General features: G+C 40.1%; 30 protein-coding genes and 3 pseudogenes. 19 read left to right on the forward strand and 14 right to left on the reverse strand.

All coding sequences use genetic code 11. The annotated features are described in order from the left end of the window. From BGL89_RS06295 to BGL89_RS06305, 3 genes and pseudogenes are all read left to right on the forward strand, one after another. Positions 1 to 549 (forward strand): annotated as a pseudogene (locus BGL89_RS06295) (hypothetical protein); the annotation flags it as partial. Positions 550 to 582: 33 nt separating this feature from the next. Further along, on the forward strand, positions 583 to 840 hold the full coding sequence (locus BGL89_RS06300; protein WP_286824958.1) for a hypothetical protein: 258 nt from the start codon (positions 583 to 585) through the stop codon (positions 838 to 840). A 146-nt stretch (positions 841 to 986) separates the two neighbouring features. After that, positions 987 to 1,178 (forward strand): D-Ala-D-Ala carboxypeptidase family metallohydrolase, encoded by a 192-nt coding sequence (locus BGL89_RS06305; RefSeq protein WP_286824959.1) that lies wholly within the window; start codon positions 987 to 989, stop codon positions 1,176 to 1,178. A 21-nt stretch (positions 1,179 to 1,199) separates the two neighbouring features. Here BGL89_RS06305 and BGL89_RS06310 read toward each other — a convergent pair whose 3' ends face one another. The 4 genes from BGL89_RS06310 to BGL89_RS06325 form a co-directional block, all read right to left on the reverse strand. Next, entirely contained in the window at positions 1,200 to 1,979 is a 780-nt protein-coding gene (locus BGL89_RS06310) for an ABC transporter ATP-binding protein (protein WP_286824960.1), read from the reverse strand. 27 nt (positions 1,980 to 2,006) lie between these two features. Continuing rightward, positions 2,007 to 2,639 (reverse strand): 2OG-Fe(II) oxygenase, encoded by a 633-nt coding sequence (locus BGL89_RS06315; protein WP_286824985.1) that lies wholly within the window; start codon positions 2,637 to 2,639, stop codon positions 2,007 to 2,009. Positions 2,640 to 2,727: 88 nt separating this feature from the next. Next, positions 2,728 to 3,504 (reverse strand): DUF3226 domain-containing protein, encoded by a 777-nt coding sequence (locus BGL89_RS06320; protein WP_286824961.1) that lies wholly within the window; start codon positions 3,502 to 3,504, stop codon positions 2,728 to 2,730. 2 nt (positions 3,505 to 3,506) lie between these two features. Continuing rightward, positions 3,507 to 4,625: an AAA family ATPase gene (locus tag BGL89_RS06325; protein ID WP_286824962.1), complete on the reverse strand. Its 1,119-nt coding sequence runs from the start codon at positions 4,623 to 4,625 to the stop codon at positions 3,507 to 3,509. A 229-nt stretch (positions 4,626 to 4,854) separates the two neighbouring features. On the opposite strand from BGL89_RS06325, the pseudogene BGL89_RS06330 reads away from it, so the two are divergent. After that, a pseudogene (locus tag BGL89_RS06330) lies at positions 4,855 to 5,094 on the forward strand (phenylalanine--tRNA ligase beta subunit-related protein); the annotation flags it as partial. Between the two features lie 70 nt (positions 5,095 to 5,164). Here BGL89_RS06330 and BGL89_RS06335 read toward each other — a convergent pair. After that, complete coding sequence (locus tag BGL89_RS06335) at positions 5,165 to 6,103, reverse strand: DNA-methyltransferase (RefSeq protein ID WP_286824964.1); 939 nt, start codon at positions 6,101 to 6,103, stop codon at positions 5,165 to 5,167. After that, entirely contained in the window at positions 6,100 to 6,666 is a 567-nt protein-coding gene (locus tag BGL89_RS06340; RefSeq protein WP_286824965.1) for a restriction endonuclease, read from the reverse strand. The genes BGL89_RS06335 and BGL89_RS06340 overlap by 4 nt, the downstream gene beginning before the upstream one ends. A gap of 225 nt (positions 6,667 to 6,891) precedes the next feature. Here BGL89_RS06340 and pheT point away from each other — a divergent pair, with 225 nt between their 5' ends. From pheT to BGL89_RS06355, 3 genes are all read left to right on the forward strand, one after another. After that, on the forward strand, positions 6,892 to 9,327 hold the full coding sequence (pheT, locus tag BGL89_RS06345) for a phenylalanine--tRNA ligase subunit beta (protein WP_286824966.1): 2,436 nt from the start codon (positions 6,892 to 6,894) through the stop codon (positions 9,325 to 9,327). Between the two features lie 222 nt (positions 9,328 to 9,549). Continuing rightward, positions 9,550 to 9,891: a type II toxin-antitoxin system RelE/ParE family toxin gene (locus tag BGL89_RS06350; RefSeq protein ID WP_002763716.1), complete on the forward strand. Its 342-nt coding sequence runs from the start codon at positions 9,550 to 9,552 to the stop codon at positions 9,889 to 9,891. A gap of 4 nt (positions 9,892 to 9,895) precedes the next feature. Then, a complete protein-coding gene (locus tag BGL89_RS06355; protein ID WP_149987891.1) occupies positions 9,896 to 10,237 on the forward strand; it encodes a helix-turn-helix domain-containing protein in 342 nt (113 codons plus the stop codon). Here the strand turns inward: BGL89_RS06355 and BGL89_RS06360 are convergent. Both BGL89_RS06360 and BGL89_RS06365 read right to left on the reverse strand, forming a co-directional pair. Beyond that, positions 10,234 to 10,401, reverse strand: a complete 168-nt coding sequence (locus BGL89_RS06360; RefSeq protein WP_286824967.1) for a type II toxin-antitoxin system VapC family toxin — start codon at positions 10,399 to 10,401, stop codon at positions 10,234 to 10,236. The genes BGL89_RS06355 and BGL89_RS06360 overlap by 4 nt on opposite strands. Further along, on the reverse strand, positions 10,401 to 10,592 hold the full coding sequence (locus BGL89_RS06365; protein ID WP_286824968.1) for a hypothetical protein: 192 nt from the start codon (positions 10,590 to 10,592) through the stop codon (positions 10,401 to 10,403). Before BGL89_RS06365 ends, BGL89_RS06360 begins: the two co-directional genes overlap by 1 nt. Between BGL89_RS06365 and BGL89_RS06370 the strand changes: the two genes are divergently transcribed. Beyond that, on the forward strand, positions 10,592 to 10,780 hold the full coding sequence (locus tag BGL89_RS06370) for a hypothetical protein (protein WP_172970549.1): 189 nt from the start codon (positions 10,592 to 10,594) through the stop codon (positions 10,778 to 10,780). The two genes, BGL89_RS06365 and BGL89_RS06370, sit on opposite strands and share 1 nt — an antisense overlap. Positions 10,781 to 10,913: 133 nt before the next feature. On the opposite strand, the gene BGL89_RS06375 is transcribed toward BGL89_RS06370, so the two are convergent. Then, positions 10,914 to 12,419: an RNA-directed DNA polymerase gene (locus tag BGL89_RS06375; protein ID WP_149987890.1), complete on the reverse strand. Its 1,506-nt coding sequence runs from the start codon at positions 12,417 to 12,419 to the stop codon at positions 10,914 to 10,916. A 607-nt stretch (positions 12,420 to 13,026) separates the two neighbouring features. On the opposite strand from BGL89_RS06375, the gene BGL89_RS06380 reads away from it, so the two are divergent. Both BGL89_RS06380 and BGL89_RS06385 read left to right on the forward strand, forming a co-directional pair. After that, positions 13,027 to 13,236, forward strand: coding sequence for a hypothetical protein (locus BGL89_RS06380; protein WP_002747310.1), 210 nt, complete (start codon positions 13,027 to 13,029; stop codon positions 13,234 to 13,236). Beyond that, the gene (locus tag BGL89_RS06385; RefSeq protein WP_286824969.1) at positions 13,233 to 13,472 is read left to right on the forward strand and encodes a type II toxin-antitoxin system HicA family toxin; all 240 of its coding nucleotides are present in this window, start codon (positions 13,233 to 13,235) and stop codon (positions 13,470 to 13,472) included. Before BGL89_RS06380 ends, BGL89_RS06385 begins: the two co-directional genes overlap by 4 nt. 139 nt (positions 13,473 to 13,611) lie before the next feature. Here BGL89_RS06385 and BGL89_RS06390 read toward each other — a convergent pair whose 3' ends face one another. Beyond that, a complete protein-coding gene (locus tag BGL89_RS06390) occupies positions 13,612 to 13,845 on the reverse strand; it encodes a hypothetical protein (RefSeq protein WP_286824970.1) in 234 nt (77 codons plus the stop codon). 45 nt (positions 13,846 to 13,890) lie between these two features. Beyond that, positions 13,891 to 14,046 (reverse strand): hypothetical protein, encoded by a 156-nt coding sequence (locus BGL89_RS06395; protein WP_286824971.1) that lies wholly within the window; start codon positions 14,044 to 14,046, stop codon positions 13,891 to 13,893. Between the two features lie 254 nt (positions 14,047 to 14,300). Here BGL89_RS06395 and BGL89_RS06400 point away from each other — a divergent pair, with 254 nt between their 5' ends. Both BGL89_RS06400 and BGL89_RS06405 read left to right on the forward strand, forming a co-directional pair. After that, the gene (locus BGL89_RS06400; protein ID WP_002754053.1) at positions 14,301 to 14,540 is read left to right on the forward strand and encodes a UPF0175 family protein; all 240 of its coding nucleotides are present in this window, start codon (positions 14,301 to 14,303) and stop codon (positions 14,538 to 14,540) included. A gap of 5 nt (positions 14,541 to 14,545) precedes the next feature. Beyond that, complete coding sequence (locus tag BGL89_RS06405; RefSeq protein ID WP_036390009.1) at positions 14,546 to 15,028, forward strand: PIN domain-containing protein; 483 nt, start codon at positions 14,546 to 14,548, stop codon at positions 15,026 to 15,028. A gap of 351 nt (positions 15,029 to 15,379) precedes the next feature. Here BGL89_RS06405 and BGL89_RS06410 read toward each other — a convergent pair whose 3' ends face one another. After that, positions 15,380 to 15,634, reverse strand: a complete 255-nt coding sequence (locus BGL89_RS06410) for a PIN domain-containing protein (protein ID WP_353743913.1) — start codon at positions 15,632 to 15,634, stop codon at positions 15,380 to 15,382. A 96-nt stretch (positions 15,635 to 15,730) separates the two neighbouring features. Next, positions 15,731 to 15,898 (reverse strand): annotated as a pseudogene (locus BGL89_RS21455) (DUF433 domain-containing protein); the annotation flags it as partial. Positions 15,899 to 16,331: 433 nt separating this feature from the next. Here BGL89_RS21455 and BGL89_RS06415 point away from each other — a divergent pair. The 4 genes from BGL89_RS06415 (at position 16,332) to BGL89_RS06430 (ending at position 17,842) form a co-directional block, all read left to right on the forward strand. After that, positions 16,332 to 16,595 carry a type II toxin-antitoxin system HicB family antitoxin gene (locus tag BGL89_RS06415; protein ID WP_002737641.1) on the forward strand — a complete coding sequence of 88 codons (264 nt, stop codon included), beginning with the start codon at positions 16,332 to 16,334 and terminating at the stop codon, positions 16,593 to 16,595. Continuing rightward, a complete protein-coding gene (locus BGL89_RS06420) occupies positions 16,588 to 16,827 on the forward strand; it encodes a type II toxin-antitoxin system HicA family toxin (protein WP_286824972.1) in 240 nt (79 codons plus the stop codon). Before BGL89_RS06415 ends, BGL89_RS06420 begins: the two co-directional genes overlap by 8 nt. A 385-nt stretch (positions 16,828 to 17,212) precedes the next feature. Beyond that, positions 17,213 to 17,473, forward strand: coding sequence for a hypothetical protein (locus BGL89_RS06425; protein WP_286824973.1), 261 nt, complete (start codon positions 17,213 to 17,215; stop codon positions 17,471 to 17,473). A gap of 3 nt (positions 17,474 to 17,476) precedes the next feature. After that, positions 17,477 to 17,842, forward strand: a complete 366-nt coding sequence (locus tag BGL89_RS06430) for a type II toxin-antitoxin system VapC family toxin (protein WP_286824974.1) — start codon at positions 17,477 to 17,479, stop codon at positions 17,840 to 17,842. 310 nt (positions 17,843 to 18,152) lie between these two features. On the opposite strand, the gene BGL89_RS06435 is transcribed toward BGL89_RS06430, so the two are convergent. Further along, positions 18,153 to 20,573, reverse strand: coding sequence for a phosphoketolase family protein (locus tag BGL89_RS06435; RefSeq protein ID WP_286824975.1), 2,421 nt, complete (start codon positions 20,571 to 20,573; stop codon positions 18,153 to 18,155). A 538-nt stretch (positions 20,574 to 21,111) separates the two neighbouring features. Between BGL89_RS06435 and gap the strand changes: the two genes are divergently transcribed. The 3 genes from gap to ygfZ all read left to right on the forward strand — a co-directional run bounded on the left by gap (position 21,112) and on the right by ygfZ (position 23,833). Further along, the gene (gene gap, locus BGL89_RS06440) at positions 21,112 to 22,146 is read left to right on the forward strand and encodes a type I glyceraldehyde-3-phosphate dehydrogenase (protein WP_286824976.1); all 1,035 of its coding nucleotides are present in this window, start codon (positions 21,112 to 21,114) and stop codon (positions 22,144 to 22,146) included. 308 nt (positions 22,147 to 22,454) lie between these two features. Continuing rightward, complete coding sequence (locus BGL89_RS06445; protein ID WP_286824977.1) at positions 22,455 to 22,823, forward strand: hypothetical protein; 369 nt, start codon at positions 22,455 to 22,457, stop codon at positions 22,821 to 22,823. Further along, positions 22,820 to 23,833 carry a CAF17-like 4Fe-4S cluster assembly/insertion protein YgfZ gene (gene ygfZ / locus BGL89_RS06450; protein ID WP_286824978.1) on the forward strand — a complete coding sequence of 338 codons (1,014 nt, stop codon included), beginning with the start codon at positions 22,820 to 22,822 and terminating at the stop codon, positions 23,831 to 23,833. The genes BGL89_RS06445 and ygfZ overlap by 4 nt, the downstream gene beginning before the upstream one ends. The last annotated feature ends 61 nt before the right edge of the window (positions 23,834 to 23,894 follow it).

Here is a 23,894-nt window from a genome sequence, read left to right on the forward strand (position 1 = left end):
ATTCCCTCTGGTTTGGTTGGATACGTCCTGCCAGATCAAGGAAACTCGATGAACCAAGAATCCCTCGCTTTTAGCGATGGGAGTGTCAATAAATCAGCTGTAGGAACTGAGAACTATAGCCAACTCAAACAAACTTGGGTTAAAGCTAATAGAATTCTTACAGCCGGGGCTAATTTAATTGACTCAGTTAGATCAATGCATCATACCATCATCGAAGCCCAGGAGATAGTCGGGGGATGGGTTGCTAAAATTGGTAACGGTTTAACTCACGACGGTGTGGTTAACGATGATACTATCGACTGGATGCCAGAAAGACCCGATTTTAAAAATCCTTTTTTCCGCGCCCAACAAGTTATAGAAGAGTTAACCGACGCTACTGAAAGTGTTAACCAATTAGCTTCGGCTGTTATCGAAACTCAAGAGTTAACCACTCAAATCGCTACCAACTACGAAGCTTTTAAAGATGAAATAGCGACTAAAGGCGACGAGAAAAAAATTGCAGAAAACACCAAGAAGCAAGACTCACAATCGTCGCAATGGCAATTATAGCGGTTCTCGCATCTGCGAGGCACACTTTAACCTTTGTTGATTAAGCTTTTCAGGATTGAGAATGTACCTCTTTATTTTCTCGCTCCTGAAGATACCTATCAAGGCTTGCCAGAGGCTGCTACAGGCGTTAACAAAGTTACTTTGACGGGCGCTCCGGATGTTACGGATGAAACCGCGCCTTTAACTACTGTCGAGGCTCTTTTGCGCTCTGGCTATGGAGTGAGAAAAGTGATTTCTTACACGACCGGCTCTGGAGCTATAGCAAATAACCCATTATTTGCTATAGGATAATTAACTGGAGTAGTTCTGACGCAAAAATCCTACTAAATCCGGTTATTAAAGACTGATTATCTATTGCCCCTTTTGCATGAGTGCCTTTTGCCTGTCCCCATAAGTAGCCTATACTCAACGGATTTAGTATCAGTCGGTTTTTTGCTGTGTGCGAAGTAACGAAAAACGACCCGCGACGGGTTCCCCCTGCTGGTAGCGATAGAGAACGCGAGATTTGGCAAATTGCGATCGAACTCGATAAAATTCGTGAGGAGTGGGGGTCTCCGATTTTAATCACTTCGTGGTATCGCCCGCAGGCTGTTAATCGGGCCGTCAGATGCGAGTTATCAGTTCACTGATTACTGTTTACTGTTTACTGATCACTGAATTGGTCCGTGGATACTGCCGGTAAAAAATTGCTTGAGTACGGGTATTTCTGAGTGATAAGCCTCTTGAGTCGGTCCAACCCATTGAAATTGACCTTTATAGAGAAAAACGATGCGATCGGTGGTATTTTCGATGGTGCTGTGGACGTGGGTGACAATGAGATGGGCCCCACAGGCTTTTTTGACTTTGAGAAGTTCCATAATTACCGTCTGGATGCGGGTAGAAGCGACGGGATCGAGTCCAGCAGTGGGTTCATCGTAAAGGAGAATGTTCGGTCGATCGGCGGCGATCGAGGGATCGCTGATAATTGCTCTGGCTAAACTGACGCGTTTTCGCATCCCTCCGGATATTTCAGCTGGATAGAGGTCGTAGGAACCGGACATTCCCACTAAATCCAGTTTTTCTTCGACTAAATCCCGGATTTCGGCTCGTTTTAGCTTTGAGCTGCGATAGAGGGCAAAACCGACATTTTCCCCAACAGTGAGGGAGTCAAAAAGGGCTGATTGTTGGAAAACTAGACCAACACCGAGGGGATCTTCCCCTTGTTCTACGGTTCTCTGCCGTTTTGTGCCGTATATGTACACTTCTCCCCGATCGGGGGCAAGTAATCCGGCGACTAGGCGCAAAATCGTCGATTTTCCCGTACCAGATGGACCGATCACACCGATCGCTTCTCCTTCGTACACTTTTAGATCGACGTTATTTAAGATCACTTTCTTGCCGAAAGCTTTGGTTACTCCCCTTAATTCGACGATCGGTTCGCGCATCACCATCTAGAATATCTTTACAAAAATGCCCTTTTATTGTAGGGCAACGACCCGATCTTTCTTTTTTTTCTTTTCTGGTTTCATGGTTCGCGATTCTATCTGCATTTCGGGAATCTCGCGCAATTCTTCGGCATCTAAACGATATTGTTCGCAGACAAGACTCAGACGAATACCAGAACAGCTAACGGGATTAACTGAATGGGTGAGATCTCCTTGAAACAGGATCAGGGTGTTAGTACGAGGACGAATCTGGGCCACGGAACGATTGCCTGTTGCTAGTACCAGTTCCCCCCCTTGAATATCTTTAGGAACCTGCACATAAAGGACGCTAACTAGGAGCGGAGGATCGATCGTTTTACAATAGGAGCGCAGGGAGCGATCGATATGGGGATCGACTCGCGAACCAGTTTGCAAGAGTAAGGGATTAAGATAAAAAGCGTTGCAGTCAGCTTGTAAACTGCGATCGAGATAGGGTTTAAAATAGGGAAAAATTCGTTCTACTGCGCTGATTTGTGTGCGTCGAAAAGCGATGGAAAAGCCTTTGGTTTTAACGAAATCTCGATTTAAATTGTTAACTGTGAAGTGGGGACAAGCGAGGATCTGTCCTTGTAGTTCGCTCAGATAACTGGGAGTAAAAGCGTCGGGATATTGGGAATAGTAAGGCACGGATAGAATCGCAACGGGATGGCAATCTTTAGGATAGCTTGTTTCTGGGTAAATGAGGGTAATTTCGAGAGTAACTCGGCAATTGTTCTCAAAGTCCGATAATTTGCTCAAGGAAATTTTTAATAAGCTTGATGCTTTCTAATTGGAGGGTTTGCTCGTCTATCCAGCGATTATCCTGTAGGGAAACTTGTAGGGCTTTACCTGGTCTTAATATACTACTTATACTGGATATAATTGCTTTCTTTTCACCTGCCGGTTTTTTAAAATCTTCGAGATCATCTTTAGTTAACTGATTCCTGTCAATACTTTCTATGTAGGTTTGAGAAAGATTGAGTAAATCAGAATAATTTATCCTAGCACATTCAAGGAGAATATTTTCTAGAGTTCCTTGATCACGATTGTTAGGAGCGATGAAAATACCACAGCGAGGCGAATGATTGTTAACTTGACCAATTTGAGAAGGTGGTAGGAAATTTGGTAACTCAATATCCGATAACTTAGTAATTAGTTTATTGAACCTTTCTTGAGGTGTTTTACTGTAATCAGCATCGGCAAAAATCCCCACACTAAAAAGCTGTGAAGGTTGAATGAAATTGAGACTTTCTTCGATGGTTTGCGCTATGCGTGTATCGCCAATAGCACTATGTACAGCGATTGATAATTGCTCATTCTGAACAAAATATGGCACTGGCACTCGTTTGGTTAAATCATCATCTATTGGATAATTTTTCGGGATAAGTGTTTCCCAAAATTTATCCAATGAAGAGAAATACTTAACTCGCTTCAAGTGATAAAATTTAAGTAAACCAATTAAGAATTCGACATCCTGCGGACCTTCGGCAACAATATAGCAGTATCTCACCATCTCTACCTCACATCTAACCCGCGTTCCCAACGCAATCTATGCAATAAATCGCCCGAAAATCTTTGAGGTTTTTCCCTTGGAGAATTTAACCGAAAAGCTACCACGTTTTCTATGGACTTTTCTGACTGTAGCATGGCATCAACTGCTTCTAAACTATGGGTAGTTACAAAAAGTTGAATTCTTCTTTGATTACAGGTGTTAATTAACCAAGAAAATACACGACTTAAGGCAGAAATATGAATAGATGTCTCGATTTCATCAATTAGAAGTACCCCATCGGTAATTGTCAACAAACTAAGCACCATAACTAAGGTTCTTTTAAATCCGTCACCAAACACATAGAGAGGAGCAAAACCAAGCTGTTTATGTTCTATATAAAGAGTTGGTTTATTGTTGGGTGAAAGTATTTGTATGTCGGTGATTTCCTCGTCAAATAACCGAATTAAATCTAGGATGTCATCTTTGTTATTTTCTTCCTTTAGAATGATTTTGGATAGTCTATCTAGAATTGGTTCCGAGGACAAATAAGCAGGAAATATGGTGGCATTTTCCACCAGTATTTTTTGTCGTTTCCTTTGAATAAAACGCTCTTTTTCCCAAAACTGAAATACTTGTTCATTATCTACACTAAGGAGACTGCCTTGCTCTAAAATATGGGCGGTAACACTTAATTCTAACCCATTGATAACCAGATCGGTTTCCGAATCGGTGGAATCATCATTGAACTTTTCTGGGTTGCCTTTTTCGTTGCTCGCACCGTAAATATCGGTGAGATTAGCTGCTAGATTTTTAATCGGTGAATTTCCAGTACACTTGATCGAAATTTGTCCTTGATAGGATGCGTTACTAGCAAGATTATTCTGACGAAAGAAAATCCATTTAATTGCTTCCAAATCCGGTCGCATTAAAGACATCCTACCAAGGTATAATCGACGTTGGGCAACTTCTAGCCATTGAAAGGGATCGAGGGGATTACAAACAATTGAAACAGCTTCGAGAATGCTAGTTTTGCCAGAATTATTATTACCGACAAAAATGTTCACCTGTCCTAGAGAAGAAAGTTCTATTTGTTCAAAACCACGATAACCACTGATTTGTAAACTTTCAAAAAGCCGATTCATTTTTAGTGGCTCCCACAATCTCGCCGATAATAACTAAAATAGCTAGAGTAAAGATATGATTGGCAATTTTTATCGATAAAACACCTTAATTATAGAGCCTTTGTGCATCTTTATTTTAGATTATCGTTCATTTTCCTGCTGTCAACCCTAAATCATTGACTACCCACGGTTTACAATAGTTAAGAACCAACGGCAAGCAAGAATTAACGATGGGGATTTCGAGCAACTGGGGGGGGAATTAAGCCTACCAAAAGTGAAATTACGGGAATTTTCCCCTAAAAAAGATTTAACTCTCGAAATATCAGAAAATAAAGCTTGTCCTGCCTATATTGGTACGGTGATCGAGGGGGTCAAAATTAGCCCATCTCCAACCTGGTTGCAACAGCGTTTACAGGCTGCTGGATTGCGATCGCTCAATAATGTGGTCGATATTACTAATTATGTCCTCAGCTTGACTAACTCTCCTTAATTCTCTGAAGGATTTATTGTCGAGCCGATTTTCTACTGTAGCGGTTATTATTGTTAACTTTTTAGATTGACTAATCAAATACCTCAAATTCCTGGCCGATCTTGCCAAAATATTCCCTTAAACGTTGTTGAATGATATTAATATACTGCTCTTCAATTTCAATACCAATAGTCTTATAACCTAATTCTAGAGCGGCAATTAGAGTTGTACCCGTTCCTGCAAAAGGATCGAGAACTATATGACTGTTATCCTGTGGTAGAAATAACTCGATCAGTTTTCTAATCAATGATAAAGGTTTAATCGTACAATGCTCATCAAAATTTTCATCCCGTCCTTTAGAAAAGCCCTCTAAAATATTGGATTGAAAAGAGCCGTCACTTAGTATAGCTTTGAAGGGACCTAATCCAGTCATTTGTATAGTTTCAATATAATTGTTTTTTAGAGGCTTCTGCACAATAACTATAGCTTCCCATTCATTTCTCAAGCAAGTATGCCAACCTTGCCATTGTTGAGCATTAGTATCACCAATTTTGTCAAGTTTTTTCTCAATATTTAATCCTTTAGGAATGCCTGAATGTCGTCTATAAACCAGCACATCTCTAGCATAAAAACCAGCATTTTCAAGAGCAATCTGAATATGAGCCAGTGTTCTTGTGCTACTAAAAACAGCGACAACAGCACCGCTTTTACAAACACGCATTAGTTCCTTTGACCAATCTGTTGCCCATTCAATATAATTGACCACATTTTCGCGATTGCGTTGATACCAACGCTCATTGCGAACGCCACCGGCTAACCCACTTCCATAGGGAATATTTTTTACCAGTGTGGAACTGTTTTGAATACGTTCTCTGCGTCTTTGGATTTCATCATGATCCCAATTTCTGCCAATGAACTCATAATTATAGGGGGGATCTGTTATCACACAAGATATACTAGATTCTTCTAGTAAAGTGAGAATTTCTCTACAATCACCGTGCAGAAGTTGCCATCTTTTTGAGATATTCATCGGGCAATATAAAACTCCTTTGTTTCAGAAAATTTATCAAAAGCTTCCAGCAAATCGAACCCACTGCGATCAAGTATATAATCAAAACTTTCTTCGCCCTGTAAAACCTTCCAGCCACCGACACGACAAGCTTTAATCGCTGCTGGTAAGTTATCCTCTCGCACAATCAGTAAAATAGGTCTAAGTTTTCTTTCCTGTAATAGTTTTCCATACTGTTTAAACTTTTTAAGTGTGCCAGAATCTCCTGAACCAATTCTATATTTAGTATCAATGGCATCTCCACCTAAAATGCAGTCACAGGGTTCATCATCTTCAATCCTTAAAGCAGGTTGATAATTTGAACAATTAGCCTGAAAAACTTCTGTCACCAGACGTTGCCAACACATTCCTAGTTCCCTGCCCCAATACTGACGATTTTCCCTTTTTAAACTAGGAGTAATTCCAAATACCCTCATAAGCGGATCATAATCATCATTTTCTTCTCCATAGATTTTGTCACTAAAAGAACTTTGGTATTGTCTCAAAATTACCTTGAGGAGGTTTTCTATTTGATCAGATGGCATCAATAATCCTTTTTGATATAGATAGCTAACTACTGATTATCTCCCCAAATTATCGGTAATCTGTTCAAAGATAATATCACCCCTTGCCAAGGAAAATGAGCGGTTATTTACACAGTCCTTCCATCTTCCCCCTAATATTTTAACAGCCGATCAGCCCTAATCTCTAAATCATTGACTACCCACGGTTTACAATAGTTAAGAACCAACGGCAAGCAAGAATTAACGATGCGGATTTCGATCAACTGGTTACGAGAATTAGTCAAAATCGCCCAATCTCCCCAAGAATTAGCCGAATTATTGACAATTGCGGGAATAGAAGTGGAAGAGATCGAGGATCGCCGAGAATGGGCAAATGGCGTGGTTATTGGTAAAATTATCGATCGCCAACCTCATCCAAACGCAGATAAATTAAGTGTCTGTCAGGTGGATATCGGTCAGTCAAACCCTAGTACAATTGTCTGTGGCGCGCCCAATGCTAGGGCTGATATTCTAGTTCCCGTGGCTACTTTGGGAACCTATTTACCCAAAATCAATTTAACGATTAAACCGGCTAAATTGCGGGGGGTAAAATCGGAAGGGATGATCTGTTCCCTCGCGGAATTAGGATTAACTAAAGATTCTCAAGGAATCCACATTTTTAGCCAGGAAAATCTCCCTTTAGGTACAGATGTTCGTCCCCTTTTAGGACTCGATGAGGTGATTTTAGATATTTCTCCCACCGCTAACCGCGCCGATGCTTTGAGTATGATCGGAGTCGCGCGAGAAGTGGCGGCCTTGACAGGAGGAGAATTAAGCCTACCAAAAGTGAAATTAGGGGAATTTTCCCCTAAAAAAGATTTATCTCTGGAAATAACCGAAAATAAAGCTTGTCCTGCTTATATTGGTACGGTGATCGAGGGGGTAAAAATTAGCCCATCTCCGCTATGGTTGCAACAGCGTTTACACGCTGCCGGACTGCGATCGATCAATAATGTGGTCGATATTACTAATTATGTCCTCTTGGAGTGGGGACAACCCTTACACGCTTTCGATCGCGATCGTTTACAGAGTTTTGCCGGAGGTAAATCCGTTACTATTGGGGTCCGTTTTGCCGAGGAAGGGGAAAAAATTATTACCCTTGATGGTCAGGAAAGAAGCTTAAAAGAGCTTAATTTGTTAATTACTGCCAATAATAAGCCGGTAGCTTTAGCAGGAGTGATGGGAGGTCAAGATACGGAAGTTAACGAGGAAACCGTTAATCTTGTGCTAGAGTCGGCTTTATTCGATCCGATCGCCATCCGTCGTTCCTCAAAAGCGCAGGGTTTACGCAGCGAATCTTCCGGACGCTATGAACGCGGTGTTAATCCCGCCGCTTTGGAATATGCTTGTCAAAGGGCGATCGATTTGATTCTAGAGTTAGCTGGGGGAACTGTCAGCAGTCAGGTTAAAGCTGATGATCGCGCTGATCAGTCCAGTCGTTCGATCGAATTGCGTTTACAACGTTTGCAGCAAATACTGGGTCAAGTTACCCTAGATAATGGTGCGATCGGTGAAATTCTCGCCGAAGATGTGGAACGGATTTTAGGCAATTTGGGCTGTGAATTGCAGTTAACCTCGAAAAATCCTGTTCTGTGGACCGTGACAGTGCCAGACTACCGTTATCGGGATTTAGAACGAGAAATTGACTTAATTGAAGAAGTGGCGCGACTGTACGGATACGATCGCTTTGTCGATACTTTGCCGGCAAAAACCGCAGCCGGAGGATTATCCTTTGAGGAAACTATCCAGCGTCGGGTACGGGAAGCTTTTCGAGCAGTCGGTTTGACGGAATTAGTCCAGTATTCCCTAGTTAAACCGGAATTAGCGGAAGTTGTCCTCGCTAATCCCCTTTTTGTCGAGTATTCTGCTTTGCGGACTAATCTCCTCGACGGTTTAATCGAAGCGTTTGAGTATAATCAGTCTCAGGGTAACGGTTCCTTAAATGGCTTCGAGATCGGGCGAGTTTTCCGCTTAGAATCGGATAATATCAACGAATACGATGCAATTGCTGGTATTTTCGGCGGTGATTTCTTCCCGGCCGGACGTTGGCTGCGATCGGGTAAAGAGGTAGCCATGACTTGGTACGAAGCAAAAGGGATTTTAGAAGCAGTATTCGATCGCCTTTCGCTGACAGTAAGCTACGAAAAATATGCCGAAGATGCGCGTTTTCATCCCGGACGAACAGCATCTTTATGGATTGGCAAACAACGCCTAGGTATATTCGGTCAACTACACCCGCAATTGCGTCAGCAAAAGGGATTAATTGAGGCAGTTTATGCCTTTGAAATCCAGTTCCCGATCCTGTTAGCAACTCTTAGCGATAGTGCCAAAATTACCCCGCGTTTACAGGTCTATTCTACCTATCCGGGAGCGGCACGAGATATCGCCTTCTTTGTTTCCACAGATATACCCGTAGATAGATTGACAAAAACTATCAAAAATGCTGGAGGTAATCTCTTAGAAAAAGTCGAATTATTCGATCGCTATCAGGGACAGAATGTGCCAGAAAATCATTGTAGTTTGGCCTTTAGTTTAGTCTATCGTGCCAGCGATCGAACTTTAACCGATGAAGATGTGGAACCCTTAATGACAAAAGTGCGAGAAGCTTTAGTTAAACAGTTCCAAGTTTCTTTAAGAAGTTAAATTCAGCGATCAATTATCAGTTATCAGACATCGACCTTATATTATCTCAAGACTAATCTCACACATCGCTATCAATATCGCCTCTAATGATTACCAATCAGTTTGAGAGTTGCTCAAAGTAGGTTCACTGTTCATATTTTGTCGCTCCGCCACCTTTGAATTGTTAGATAGTAGTGAGGCGATTGCCATATTTTAGTACATCAGATATGATATAAACACATCATGGCTGATCAAAGCAAACCTTTAGCTTGGCTGCATGGTGAGATCAAGACCCCACCTTTCAGTTTAGAAGCACGGATCGAAGCAGGTGTCTTACTCAGGCAACTACAGGAAGGCGAACCCCTTGGTTTGCCACATTCGCGTCCTATGCCAAGTGTAGGCTATCATTGTCATGAGCTACGCATTAGAGACATCGATAAAAATTGGAGGATTATTTATCGAATTGATGAAGATGCAATCTTGATTATTGAGGTGTTTAATAAGACAACAAGAGCAACACCCAAAAGTGTAATTGAGGTTTGTAAGAAACGCTTGAGTAAATACGATACTGATCAGCAGGAATAAGAGGATGGAAGAGACTAAAAAAGGGCTTTTGGAATCAAAAGGCTGGAAAATCGGAACCGTTTCCGACTTTTTAGAGTTAACGCCCGAAGAGATTATCCTTGTTGAAATCAAACTAGCTCTTAGCAAAAGTTTGAAAAGTCAGCGGCAGAAGATAATGACTCAAAGTGAACTGGCCAATAAAATCGGCTCTAGTCAACCTCGGATTGCCAAAGCTGAAAATGGCGATCCGTCAGTTTCACTGGAATTGCTTATCCCCTCGCTGTTGGCAACAGGTGCCACTCCTCAAGACATCGGACAAATCATTGCCAGTGTCAAAGGCGTTGCTGAATCAGGACCTGAATGCTAATTTTGTGCATCCTGTCCACTAATGTTAGTTATTGTCGTTGATGTGATAAATCCCTGAATTTCCCCAGCATCAGTACGCTCAAATAATCTTGCTGCGTTTTCCACAAATGGCTCTCGTTCTTGTAGAAAATCAAGAATGACATTGGTATCAATCAGAACTCGCATTACTGATACTTCTCGATCAGATAGGTTAAATAATCGGTTGGGGCGTTAGTTTCCCCTGTAGCTGCCGAAATCTCAGAAACACCTCGCAAGCGCAACAGGTTTCCCCGCTTGGATTTGAGGTTTGCTTCCCGTTTCAGAGAGTCTAGGAGAACTTGTACCAACTGCCAACGATCGCCAGTAGGCAATTGCAATGCCTGATTTTAGATTTCTTGTAACGTCATCAGCCCTTTCCTATCAATTCTTGATCTATTGTAAATCGCTGCTGCCGTTATGCCTGAAAGCACTGCTGGCTCAAGATGTCATACCATCTAACCTCGATCGCCAAGAGATAAGATTTTGGCTGCGCCTCAACCTAGAGATGAGCGGTATAACGGCATAACGCAGCGGCGGCAGATAACCTGTAACTTAGCACCAGCAGCTTTCGTCCGTCTGCTGCCGTGAAGTGTTAGACGCTGGCAAAGACATGAATTAGAACTTTTCTTGAGAATTGTTGTATTACCTCACTTTCATTTCTAGGGTTTGAAGACATCCAGATGGTAGGACAAGCTTCCAGCAGCTTTAGCAGACGAAATACATCTATAGAGACTAAAGTCACAGCGAGTATTAAAAATCCTATTTTTATTAGATTTGATTGAATCAAGAATAGGATGATTAAACTGCTGTCTTATGCGAACTGGAAAGCCATTGCTTTTTAGGAAATATAGTATCCAAGAAATCAAGTAACGGTTATCTTCCCAGTTTTTTATCAATTCTCGCAATAACAACTTTAGATGCTTCTCAACTAAATCTCTGATAGCTTGGTTGTTCGACTGAGCCATCATAGCTTCTATAACCCCTAAAATCTTAGGGAAGGTTTTTACTCTACGTTCTGCAAGCAGAAGCAGTAAGCTAACAGACTTATTCAAGCTAACAGCATCTACCGGGATAAGCGGTCTATACTGCTTATCCATTATGTCTGCAATAAAACGATCTATAACTCCCGTTCCAGGATTCTCCTTGTCAATCCGAAGAACACCTAAATAAAGCTCTTTAAATTCTTTATAAGAGAGCTTTATTCCCTTATTTGGGCGAATTTGGTAATACTTTGAAGCCCATTCACGAAACATTCCTTCAGGCAATTCCCGTATATCAGTTTTATCTTCATTTGGAAGGAGATTATATTCCTTCAAATTTTTCTGCAAGCATTTTATGATATCCTGGCAATCATTCCTTCCCTTACACAAAAACAAGTAATCGTCCTTGAATCGAACAGCAAGAGCCTCTAATTTCCTGACTTTTTGAGAAACCTCTAAGTCAATGGCAGAGAGGATAACCTCACTAATTAGATCGGAAACAGCAGGACCTATCGGTAAACCATTGGTGCAACCATCATTAGCATTTTGAAATAATTTGTCCAATCTGTTTCCCAGAAAACTGGAGTCAGAACGATTACTCCCTGTTCTAATGACTGATTTTGTATGGAATGCCCAAGCAATGCTATGTGTATAAACAGAAGGATAAAAGTTTTTGATGTCAGTGCGAATCAAATATTTATATCTGTAAGCTTCTTCAACCAAATCATTCTCCGCCATCTCTATATATTCATATATCATTCTTCCAGAGCGCAGTTTCCCTAAAGCTCCTAGATGAGAAGCATCAACTGGAATTGGAAAACTGTACGAATAGATACATTTGTCTGGATGAAAAAGGATATCCAGAACTGTATTCCAGTTTTCAGCAAATTCAAGAGCGATATCGTTATGAATTTCAGGATCAATGATACTGAAAGTTCTATCTGTGAAATGTGATTTTGGGAAATGTAGTTCACATAACTGAGAAATCTTAGGCTGATATTTCCGTGTGATTGGACAATATCTCTTGCCATAAATTGGATGTCTCTGCACATGGAAACATGGAGGCAGGACGTAGGCTTCAGGGAAATATCCAACTGTTACAAGCCACTTATAAACATCTCTAGGCTGAAGAGAACGAGCTAGGCGCTCAGTTTTTTGGCTATGTCTTGCGGGTTTACTTACCATTTGTCTCTACCAAAGTATTCATCCCAGAATTTCTACCAACCATCTCTAGGTACTACCCCCACAGATAACTTAAAGCGTCTAACTGTTTATTATACTGACATTTTCCGTCTGGTCAACTCCTTTAGGACAAAAAGCCGAAACTTTCGGGATAATCACCCTATAGAGGGTGATAGCAAGAAACTTTCCGTATATTTTCCGATATATAGCCAGAATATTTCTGGATAACATACCAAATAGTCTTATTATCCCGAAACATTCTGAATATGCTCTTGTAGTCGCCTATAATGGGTTAGTTTGAGAAAAAAACGATGAGTAGTGCTGATTTACGTCAATATGCCCCGGCAACAGAGCGCAATCGTCAACCGATTTTAGTACGATCGCCGATCTTGTCGGTTGGGTTGAGGCACGAAACCCAACATGATCAACTATTAATTTATTTGGTTGGTGTTGGGTTGCACTTTGTTTAACTACATTTTGGCAATAAAGGGGCGATTAGGGTTGATAAACGGCGAACGCTAATCTTGTAAGCTTTAAAAAGTGCTATATAAAAAACTAAACAAACTATAATTAAAATTACTGCAAAAATTTAGAGAGTAAAGAAGGAAATATGACAGAAATAGTTTTTTTAGTGGAAGATGCACCGGAAGGGGGATATACAGCAAGGGCATTAGGCGAGTCTATTTTTACCGAAGCCGATGATTTACAATCTTTACGAGAAATGGTAAAAGATGCCGTTAATTGTCATTATGATGATAGGGAAAATCGCCCTAAAATTATTCGTTTACATATTGTTAGGGATGAGGTATTTGCGGTATGAAGCTACCCAGAGATTTATCCAGTGATGACTTAATCAAAAAATTGTTTCAGTTAGGTTATGAAGTGAGTCGTCAAACGGGTAGCCATATTAGACTAACTACTTCTGAAAATGGTACACATCAGATTACTATTCCTGCTCATAATCCTGTCAAAATAGGCACTTTAAATAATATTTTGCGTGATGTCGCTCTACATTTTAATCTAAGTAAAGATGAACTATTGAAAAGACTGTTTTAAAATGGTGATCACCTGTAGATTGAGTGCGATCCAACATGATCAACTATTAATTTATTTGGTTGATGTTGGTTGCACTTTGTTTAACTCAACCTACATTTTGGGAATAAAAAAGCGATCGCTTTTATTTTAATAATCTTTCCTATTCTTCATGACTTCCTATCCACACCAAAATATAATCTTCCCCATCTTTAAAAGCTAAAGCCCTATAATTAATACCAACTCTTGCCGACCAAAACTTTCCAACTTTTTTAAAAGACAAAGAAGGATGATTTAAGTCACTCTTTAAAAGCTCAAAATTCTTTCTTGCTAAAATTTGAATTGATTTAGGTAAATTATTAAAACAATTCCAAAAGCGTTGATTAGTTCGATGCACTTACAACTCCCGTAATTGATTTTTGCTTTTTTCAAATAATGCTTCTTAAATTAGAAAATCAAGTTTTCCAGCTATGGAATCTTCCTCAATTTGTTTTTCCCATTGTTGATCGTCTAAATTATTGATCCAATTTCTTAAATACAAAAATTCATCAGAAGTAAGGCTTTCAATTTCCGCTTGAATTAATTGTAACTTTGTCATCTTAGTATCTTTCCACAACAATAGTTCAAATTTGAGTTTTATGTTATCATTTTTTCTGTAAAAATGGGAAGTTGCGATCGCATTTGGCAGAATATTGGAAGGGCGATCGCTTTTTTATTGGGTGCATTATACTTTGTTAATGCACCTTATTTGTTGTCTATAATTTAAAAGATTGAGATAAGGGCAGTTTGTTGGGTTGATTTTGCGTTAAAATTAAGTTAGATATGTCTTAATTGATGAAACTTAGCAAGACAATGAATACTTCGATTACTTTTCAAGAAATTGCCGCCGAAATACAATTATTTGATAATATTGAACAAAAAGAACAATTTATTTTTGTGGTGGGTGCTTTAGTTTCTCGCATCATCAGTCTTCATAAAGCCGCAGAAATCATGGAAATGGATACAGAAATGTTCTTGAAAATTTTAGAATTAATGGGAATCGATTTTTCTTATCTTACTACAGAAGACATAGATAGAGAAAAAAAATGGTAATCTCTATGAAAATTGTTTTCAATTCTTCCCCTTTAATCTTTTTGTCTCAGTTAGGATTTTTAGAAAAATTCCTAGATTCTAATGATAATTTTTATTTGCCTGCAACCGTACAACAAGAAATTAATGCCAAACAAGATCAATCTTCAGAGACTCTTAATAAGCTGATCAATCAACAGAAATTAATTATCCTAAATATTAAATTAATCTCTCTAGCAAATAGTTTAAATGAACGTTTAGGGAAAGGTGAATCTGATGCCATTACTTTAGGAATAGAATTACAAACTGATTATATCATCCTTGATGACTTTGCAGCAAGAAAAGAAGCACTACACTTAGGCTTAAATGTTAAAGGAACTTTAGCGATTATTCGTAAACTTCTCAAAGAAGGAAAGATAGAAATTGAAAATTTGGAGAGTTTTTATCAAAGACTTAGAGAAATTAACTTTAGAGTCAAGCGTGAGATATTTGAGAGCATTTTTGGAGACTGAGTGTGATACTGAAGGCACTGCGTAGCAGCACGCTTATTTTTTCGGGTGCATTAACACAGTATAATGCGCCTTATTTCTTGTTATTGATGGATTCCCACCATAACTTTAAATCACTTTCATTAATCTTTTTTTGAAGATATTCAATCTGATCTGAATAGCTGAGATTTTTCATGTCTTCAGCCATTTTTTCTTGACTGGTTTGTTTAAAAGCTAAACAGTCAAAACTTTTTTTAATTGTCCTTGGCTTCATCAATTGTTACCTCTAAAGGAGAAATAATAGTCAAAATCCCGTAGCCATTGAGTAAATTAATTTGATTATAGCCTTTCATTTTATCTAGGCGCACAATATGTTTAAAATTCCGCTCTAGCTATTGTAGCAGCCGCTACATGAGTAGCATCATTAATAGACTTTGATGTAACAACTCCTTCATTGATATAAGCATCCCTTAACTGTAAAACTTCAGGTGTTATCTTAACTACTTCAATAACTCTCTGCGGAATCGATAATAAAATATCTTTAACCGCTTGGGGGGCATTAATTAATTCGCTAACAATGATATCACTCATTAACAAAATAAACTTTTCTTGCTTAATGGCTTCTATCAATTGATTGGACTCTAAGGAAAATTCATCATCTAAACAGCCTCCAATGACTGATGTATCGATATAAACTCTAAGTTTTTTCGTAACGATTTTAGCTCGTCAATTTAATATTTTCTCAATTAAAGATGGTTTGTTGTCTTGTAGTTGTTTAGCAAAAGTTTCTCCTGCTTCAAGTTGTCGTCTAATTTCTTCTCGATTGTCATGGTAATAGGCCAAGGCCGCATAAACATCTGCTAGGGTGATAGTAGGATGATGATAAATAATTTGGCGTTGCTGATTTGAGATATGAATCTTCTTTTGTGGGATTTTTAAAACCTAGACCCAAACTAACTTTTGGATGGGTGCAAGGTTGTCATTATGGCCAACCTCCAAAGTTCATCTGGCTGAGGATTGGAAATTTTACCACTCATCATCTAATCAGTCCTATTTTAAAACATAAACAAGCTATTAAGAGATTTAGCGAAATTCTACCGAGTCCGTTTTAGTAATTGCATAATCATATATTATCCTAAGCGATCGCTTTTCTGATCGGCTGCATTAACAAAGTATAATGCGCCTTATTTATTGTCTATTGATGAAGTGATCCAAAGACGTTAATTTAAAAGATTGAGGTCAGGGGAGTTTGTTGGGTTGATTTTGTGTTAAAATTAAGCTGGAGTAAATTCTAATCCACGATTAAAATTTCAACGGAACAATCACCATGAACTTTTATACCGTTATTCTGAGAAAAAGTGCAGATTATTGGGTTTCATTATGTCTTGAAAATGGATTAGTTGGACAAGGAGAAACTCAGGAAAAAGCTATTGAGAAACTAAAAGAAGCGATTGAATCTTTTTGGGAAATTTATCATGATCAAGCCAATATCTATACCAGTCCTATTCCTATAGACGAACTTCATGAATTTTTAACTGTGGGAGATTCTGAAACTCCCGAAACTTACGAACTCAGAAAAGTTTATGCCTAAAAATATTCCTTCTCTTAAACCCAAAGCACTAATCAAAATTCTTGAAAAAGGAGGCTGTCAATTTTATCGAGAAGGAAAAGGTGATCATCGTTTATATTGTAGAGTATTGTATAATCAACGTCGAATCGTTCCTATCGATATAGGTGCAAAAGAAATGTCCCCTGCTTATGTTTTACGAATTCTTAGACAATTTGGTTTTACAGATGAAGAAATAGAACATTTATTAAAATAGATGATTGAAGGCGTTTTTTAAAACGAAGAAATTATCTATTCTAGTACGCTTTATCTTAATTTTATTTCCAAGAGCTAAAATAAAGTGATAGCTAGTTTTTTAGGTACATTAACGCGATAGTAAAACCCTCGATTGCTTGTTATCAATTGATTTAATGATTAATTTTCACCCAGTCATCGCAGAGGAATTAGCCTCCCTTAAAAACAGGTAAAGTGACTATCACCATTTTGCGTAATTCTTTCGATCTGGTAATGAACTTTTGATTATGAAATGATCCAAAGACGTTAATTTAAAAGATTGAGGTCAGGGGAGTTTGTTGGGTTGATTTTGTGTTAAAATCGGGTTAGGGCTAGTCTGAATCATTTATCCTGTACCATTGAAAACTATGCTAAAAACCTTTAAAGCAATTTTGAAAAATAATACCCTTCAATGGCTTGATGAAACCCCTGAAATCAACTCCGAACATCCTGTTAATGTTTATATTACCTTATTAGAAGAAAATATCATTGGTGAAAATCGATCTAACGGTCAGAAAATGGCCAATGCTTTGAAAAAAATTGCTAATAATACTACTTTTACTGATGTTGATACCCAACAGTGGCAACAACAAAATAGGTGCGATCGCTCTCTTCCTTATCGGGATTAAATCATGTTATTGGATAGCAATATTATTATCCATGCCGCTCAATTAGAAAATGAGTTTCTCCGGGAGTTTATTGCAGAAAATTCTCCTTATGTCTCTGCTTTATCCTATCTGGAAGTTTTAGGCTACCATCGGTTAACTCATCAGGATCAAGTTTATTTTGAAGAATTTTTTAATGCTTCTCAAATCTTACCCATCTCTCAACCTGTAATTAACCAAGCAGTAACTTTAAAACAAATCAGAAAGATGTCCCTAGGAGATGCCATTATTGCGGGAACAGCTTTCGTTTATAATTTAACAATTGTAACTCGCAATATTGATGATTTTAATTGGCTTAGTAAATTAAATCTAATTAACCCTTTTCAACGGTAAAAACCTCAGGGCAAGCGCATCTTAACAATCCTTGACAAAATGAACTTTGTGTGAGTTGCTTAACCAGAAGGCGATTCAGGCATATTTGAGGAGAATTTGCCATCTCAATTGTTAAGATTTCGTAACTATTCTGATTGACTGGTATCACCTGAAATGCCCATGCGGATCACAAAATTGGCCAATTGTCAATAGCTTTTGAGATGCTCTCACCCTGTAGAAAATCAAGAATATTTTCTTTAGGTGGAATAGGAAGATGAAATTTATCGGTAAACCAATAAATTATCATCACCTAAACCACTTCTTAGCCTAATTAATAGGGCCATTTCCAGTTAGTAATCTCGTCCTTATCGATGCCATTGGTAAAAGCATAATCGAGATTATCGATAATAGCATTTTTCATCCGTTCTTTCACATGACCAGCAGCAGAACCTAATTTCGGCACGCGATCGATGACATCAATTACTAAATTAAAACGATCAACTTGGTTACGAATCGCTAATTCTAGGGGAGTATTAATATTCCCTTCTTCCTTGTAACCGCGCACATGAATACGTTCTTGATTACTGCGACGGTAGGTAAGTTTATGAATCAGCCAAGGATAACCGTGGAAATTAAAGATAATTGGCTTATCAGTGGTAAATAAACTATCAAAATCCCGTTCCGATAAACCATGGGGGTGTTCACTTTCCGACTGTAATTTAAACAGATCAACCACATTGATAAAGCGAACTTTTAGGTAAGGGAATTCCTCTCGCAGAATTGCCGTGGCCGCTAAAGATTCTTTAGTGATAATATCCCCACAGCAAGCCATAATTACATCTGGTTCATCGGGATTAGTTCCATCATCATCGTTACTGGCCCAATCCCAAATACCGATACCTTTGGTGCAGTGTTTAATTGCTTCCTCGATAGTCAAGTATTGCAGGTGTTTCTGTTTATCAGCAACGATAATATTAGTGTAGTCCTTGCTCTTGAGACAGTGATTAGTCACACTTAATAAACAGTTACCATCGGGGGGAAGATAAACCCGCACCACGTCGGCACTTTTATTGGTTACTAAATCGATAAAACCGGGGTCTTGGTGACTAAAACCGTTGTGATCCTGCCGCCAAACCACCGAGGATAATAAGAGATTCCAAGAGGAAACAGAAGCACGCCAAGGCACATGATTTTTGCAGATATCGAGCCATTTAGCGTGTTGGTTGAACATGGAATCGATAACGTGAGCAAAAGCTTCGTAGGAGTGAAATAAACCGTGACGACCGGATAATAAATAACCCTCTAACCAACCGACTAAAGTATGTTCACTCAGCATCTCCATCACCCGACCATCGGGAGATAATTGGCTACCATCTAAATCCTCCGGATAGGTATCAGCTAACCAAGTTTTTTTAGTCACTTCATAGAGAGCCGCTAAACGATTAGAAGCAGTTTCATCGGGACCAAAAACGCGAAAATTAGTCATATTATTTCGCATTACATCCCGCAAAAATACCCCCATCACTCCCGTGTTTTCCGCTTCCACTTGGCCCGGATGGGTGACATCTACGGCATATTGACGAAAATCTGGCATTTTTAGGTCTTTACGCAGCAATCCGCCGTTAGCGTGCGGATTAGCACTCATGCGACGATGACCAATAGGAGCGAGTTCTTTAAATTCTGGCTTAAATTTACCCGTGGTATAGTCAAATAATTCCTCCGGGTTATAGCTTTTCATCCACTCCTCTAATTTTCTCAAGTGTTCGGGGTTTTCCTGCATGGCACCCATGGGGACTTGGTGAGCGCGCCAGAATCCTTCTACTTTATGACCATCAACGTTTTTCGGCCCTGTCCAACCCTTGGGAGACCGGAGGATAATCATCGGCCAGGGGTAACGTTTAGCAATACCCGTGCTGCGAGCTTCCTGTTGATAGGAGCGAATCTGATTGATACAGTGTTCTAGGGTAGCGGCCATTTTTTGATGGCAGTGCATGAGGTCTTCATCTTCCTTACATTCGACAATGTAGGGAGTGTAACCGTAACCGACAAAGAGACTTTCTAACTCGTGCGTCGAAATACGGGAGAGAATGGTGGGATTAGCGATTTTATAACCGTTTAAGTTTAAAATTGGCAGTACCGCACCATCGCGAATCGGGTTAAGGAATTTATTCGAGTGCCATGCGGTGGCTAAAGGACCGGTTTCTGCTTCCCCATCACCCACCACCACGGTCGTAATTAGGTCGGGATTGTCAAAAACAGAACCGTAGGCATGGGAAACACTATAACCTAGTTCGCCGCCCTCATGGATAGAACCGGGGGTTTCGGGGGTGACGTGACTACCGATGTGACCGGGAAAAGAAAATTGTTTAAAGAATTTTTGTAATCCTTCCTCATCTTGACTTTTATCGGGGTAAATTTCCGAATAGGTTCCTTCTAGATAAACCGGACCGAGTACCCCCGGCGCCCCGTGGCCAGGCCCGGCCATAAAAATCACATCGAGGTCGTATTTTTTGATTAAACGGTTGAGGTGAACGTAGGTAAAACTTAAGGCCGGACTTGCTCCCCAGTGACCGAGCAAACGATACTTAACGTGTTCGGGTTTAAGATGTTCTTTGAGCAGGGGATTATCGCGCAGATAAATCATACCTACAGCTAAATAGTTACAAGCGCGCCAATAGGCATGGGTTTTATAGAGTTCGTCTTGAGAAAGGGGATTTTGTTCTGTTAAGGGTCTTTCTGGTGCGAATACCATGAATATTTCTCCGATATCAATGAACGATGAGATTAAGAGAGTTGATAGACAATTTCTCCAGATTATCGAGAGGGTTAACCCTCGGTCAGTTTTCAAACTGTAATCAAGAGTCTAACCTTTTGTGGCGCAAAAAACTATTAAAATAAACTATATTTTACTGATCCGGCTTGGCTAATTTATGTCAGTCGGGCGGGGTTTTTAAATGGATTTTAAAGGAAAATTAATGTCTTCTTAACTTAGAGAACAATAAATTCCCGGAAAACTTTTAATGATTTTTTAATGTCAGCTTTTCCCAGAATACCATAAAGTCACGCCTTAGTTTGTCGGGAAGAGCCTAATTAGGCTTTCTCGATGCCGGTGGTGGGGACTACTAGGAGAGCTTTTGAAGCACTGAAACTTAAAATCTTTCTATACTTCATCTAGCGATCGATAAAAGCTGATTAGTATGTATAGTGATTCTCTACAGGCCAATCAATTCTCAAATTTTTTTTTTCTTGATCGTGCCTAAGCTTATCGCAGCTGCAAAGGAGTTTTTTTCATGACAAAAGTAAGAGTCGCTATCAACGGATTTGGTCGTATCGGTCGCCTCGTTTTTAGGGCGGGTATCCAAAATCCTGATTTCGAGTTTGTTGGTATTAATGATCTCGTCCCCTCCGATAATATTGCCTATCTGCTCAAATACGACTCCACCCACGGACGTTTTCAAGGTACGGTAGAAGCAAAAGAAGATGGCATCGTCGTCGATGGCAAGTTTATCCCCTGTTACTCCATCAAAGACCCCGCTCAACTGCCCTGGGGTGCAACCGGGGCCGATTATGTGGTTGAGTCCACCGGTTTATTTACCACCGCGGAAGGGGCAGCAAAACACCTAGAAGCAGGGGCCAAACGGGTGGTTATCTCCGCACCCACCAAAGATCCCGACAAAGTTCGTACTATCGTACTAGGCGTTAACGACAATGAGTACGATCCCGCTAAGGATCTGATCGTCTCTAACGCTAGTTGTACCACCAATTGTTTAGCCCCGATCACCAAAGTTATTAACGATAACTTCGGACTAGCGGAAGGATTAATGACCACGGTACACTCGATGACCGCCACTCAACCCACCGTTGATGGTCCATCGAAAAAAGATTGGCGCGGTGGTCGCGGCGCGGGTCAAAATATTATCCCCTCCTCCACGGGAGCAGCCAAAGCAGTAACCCTAGTTATTCCTTCCCTAAAAGGCAAATTAACCGGTATGGCCTTCCGTGTGCCAACTCCCAACGTTTCCGCGGTGGATTTAACCTTTAAAACCGAAAAAGCCACCAGTTACGAGGAAATCTGCGCCGCGATGAAAGCCGCCAGCGAAGGACCAATGAAAGGTATCCTCGGTTATACCGATGAGGAAGTGGTATCGAGTGACTTTATCACCGACCCCCGTTCCAGTATCTTTGATGCTAAAGCTGGTATTCAACTTAATGCCAATTTCTTTAAGGTCGTCTCTTGGTACGATAACGAGTGGGGTTATTCCTGCCGGATGTTAGACCTGATGAAAATGATGGCAGCCAAGGAAGCAACCCTAGTAACAGCCTAAATCAGTTATCAGTTATCAGTTATCAGTTATCAGTAAACAGTGAACAGTAACCAGTAACCAGTAAACAGTAAACAGTGAAAAGACAGCACTTTTAATGCCATTAGACATCTCCAAGAGTGAAACAAAATAGTTCTATGGCTGAAATGTATGTCTTTGTCTATTTAATATTGCTCACTTAATAAGTAGGTGGGTGTTAAAAATTGCCAGATCCCCCCTTATCAAGAGTGGCAGGGGTATCCCCCCACTTAATACTCAAATCTGATAACTGATAACTGATCACTGATAACTGATAACTGATCACTGATAAGATGAATCCAAAATTTAAAGATATTACTGCTTGGGAACAGGCACAATTATTAATGCAACCAGCATTTATTCGGGTGCTGGATAATCTGCGTAAACAGTTAGAAAATTCCCTCTGGAAAGGAACCTATACAGAAATTCAAGATCCCTATCCCAGTTATCTGCTCTGTTTGACTTATCTCGATCGCTCCGTTAGTGTAAATATTTGGGAACTTTGTTTTCAAGTCTGTTTTCTCGATTATCCCACCGATGAAGGAGAGAGCGTCGTCATCGATACCAGTCTCCTCGATCCCACCGGTGAACTAGATTGGCAGAGTTTGGAAACGAAAACCGAGCGCATTATTAACCGATTATTCGCTAATTTACCCCAATGAAAGCAGCGTTAGAAACGATCAAGGCAGAGTATGCCGCTAATTTTCTGAAAAATTACAGTAATGATCCCCAAAATTTAGCATCCCAAACAATTTTAATCGATCGCTCCGATTGGGGTTTATTAGAATTAAAAGGCCAAGACCGACTGCGTTTTCTCCACAATCAAACCAGTAACGCTATCGAGCGCCTGAAACCGGGTCAGGGTTGTGAGACAATTTTCCTTAACTCTACCGGTCGTACCCTCGATTTTGTCACAGTTTACGCCAGCGATGATTCCCTCCTCATCCTCGTTTCTCCCCAACGTCGTCAATTTTTACTGGAATTGATCGATCGCTATATTTTCCCCTTCGATAAGGTGGAAATTAGCGACTTAACCGATAATTTTGGCATTTTCACCCTAATTGGTACTGAAAGCGGGCAATACCTGCAAAAAATAGGCATTCCAGAGCAGATTTTAACGGGGGTGCAGCATAGTCATTATCTCCTTTCTGACCCCCCCCTGAGACTGGCCGTCGGCACCGGCTTAGACCTACCCGGATATACTTTAATCGTTGCCGCCGCCGAAGCAGGTCCCCTCTGGGAAAATTTAATAAAAAATGGCGTTACTCCCGCAGATGCACAGGTGTGGGAATACCTGAGAATCCATCAGGGCCGACCGGCAGTCGATCGAGAATTAACCGAAGATTATAACCCTTTAGAGGCCGGTTTATGGCGAGCGCTCGTTTTTGATAAGGGTTGTTATATTGGTCAAGAAACTATCGCCCGTCTCAACACCTATAAAGGCATAAAACAAAGACTTTGGGGCATAAAACTCAGCCAACCCGTCCCCAGCAATACCCCGATTATTTTAGAAGCGCAAAAAGTCGGTTTACTCACCAGTGTGCTGGAGGATTTTGGCTTGGGTTATGTGAAAACAAAAGCGGGAGGAGAGGGTTTAAAAGTACAAATCGGCGAGGCAACAGGAGAATTAATCCCTTTACCCTTCCTCTCTCACGAATACCCCTTTCAGTGAACAGTAAACAGTAAACAGTAAACAGTGACCAGTAATCAGTAAACAGTAAACAGTGAAAAGA

Origin of the sequence: Microcystis sp. LSC13-02, from assembly GCA_002282935.1 — a bacterium.
GTDB lineage: Bacteria > Cyanobacteriota > Cyanobacteriia > Cyanobacteriales > Microcystaceae > Microcystis.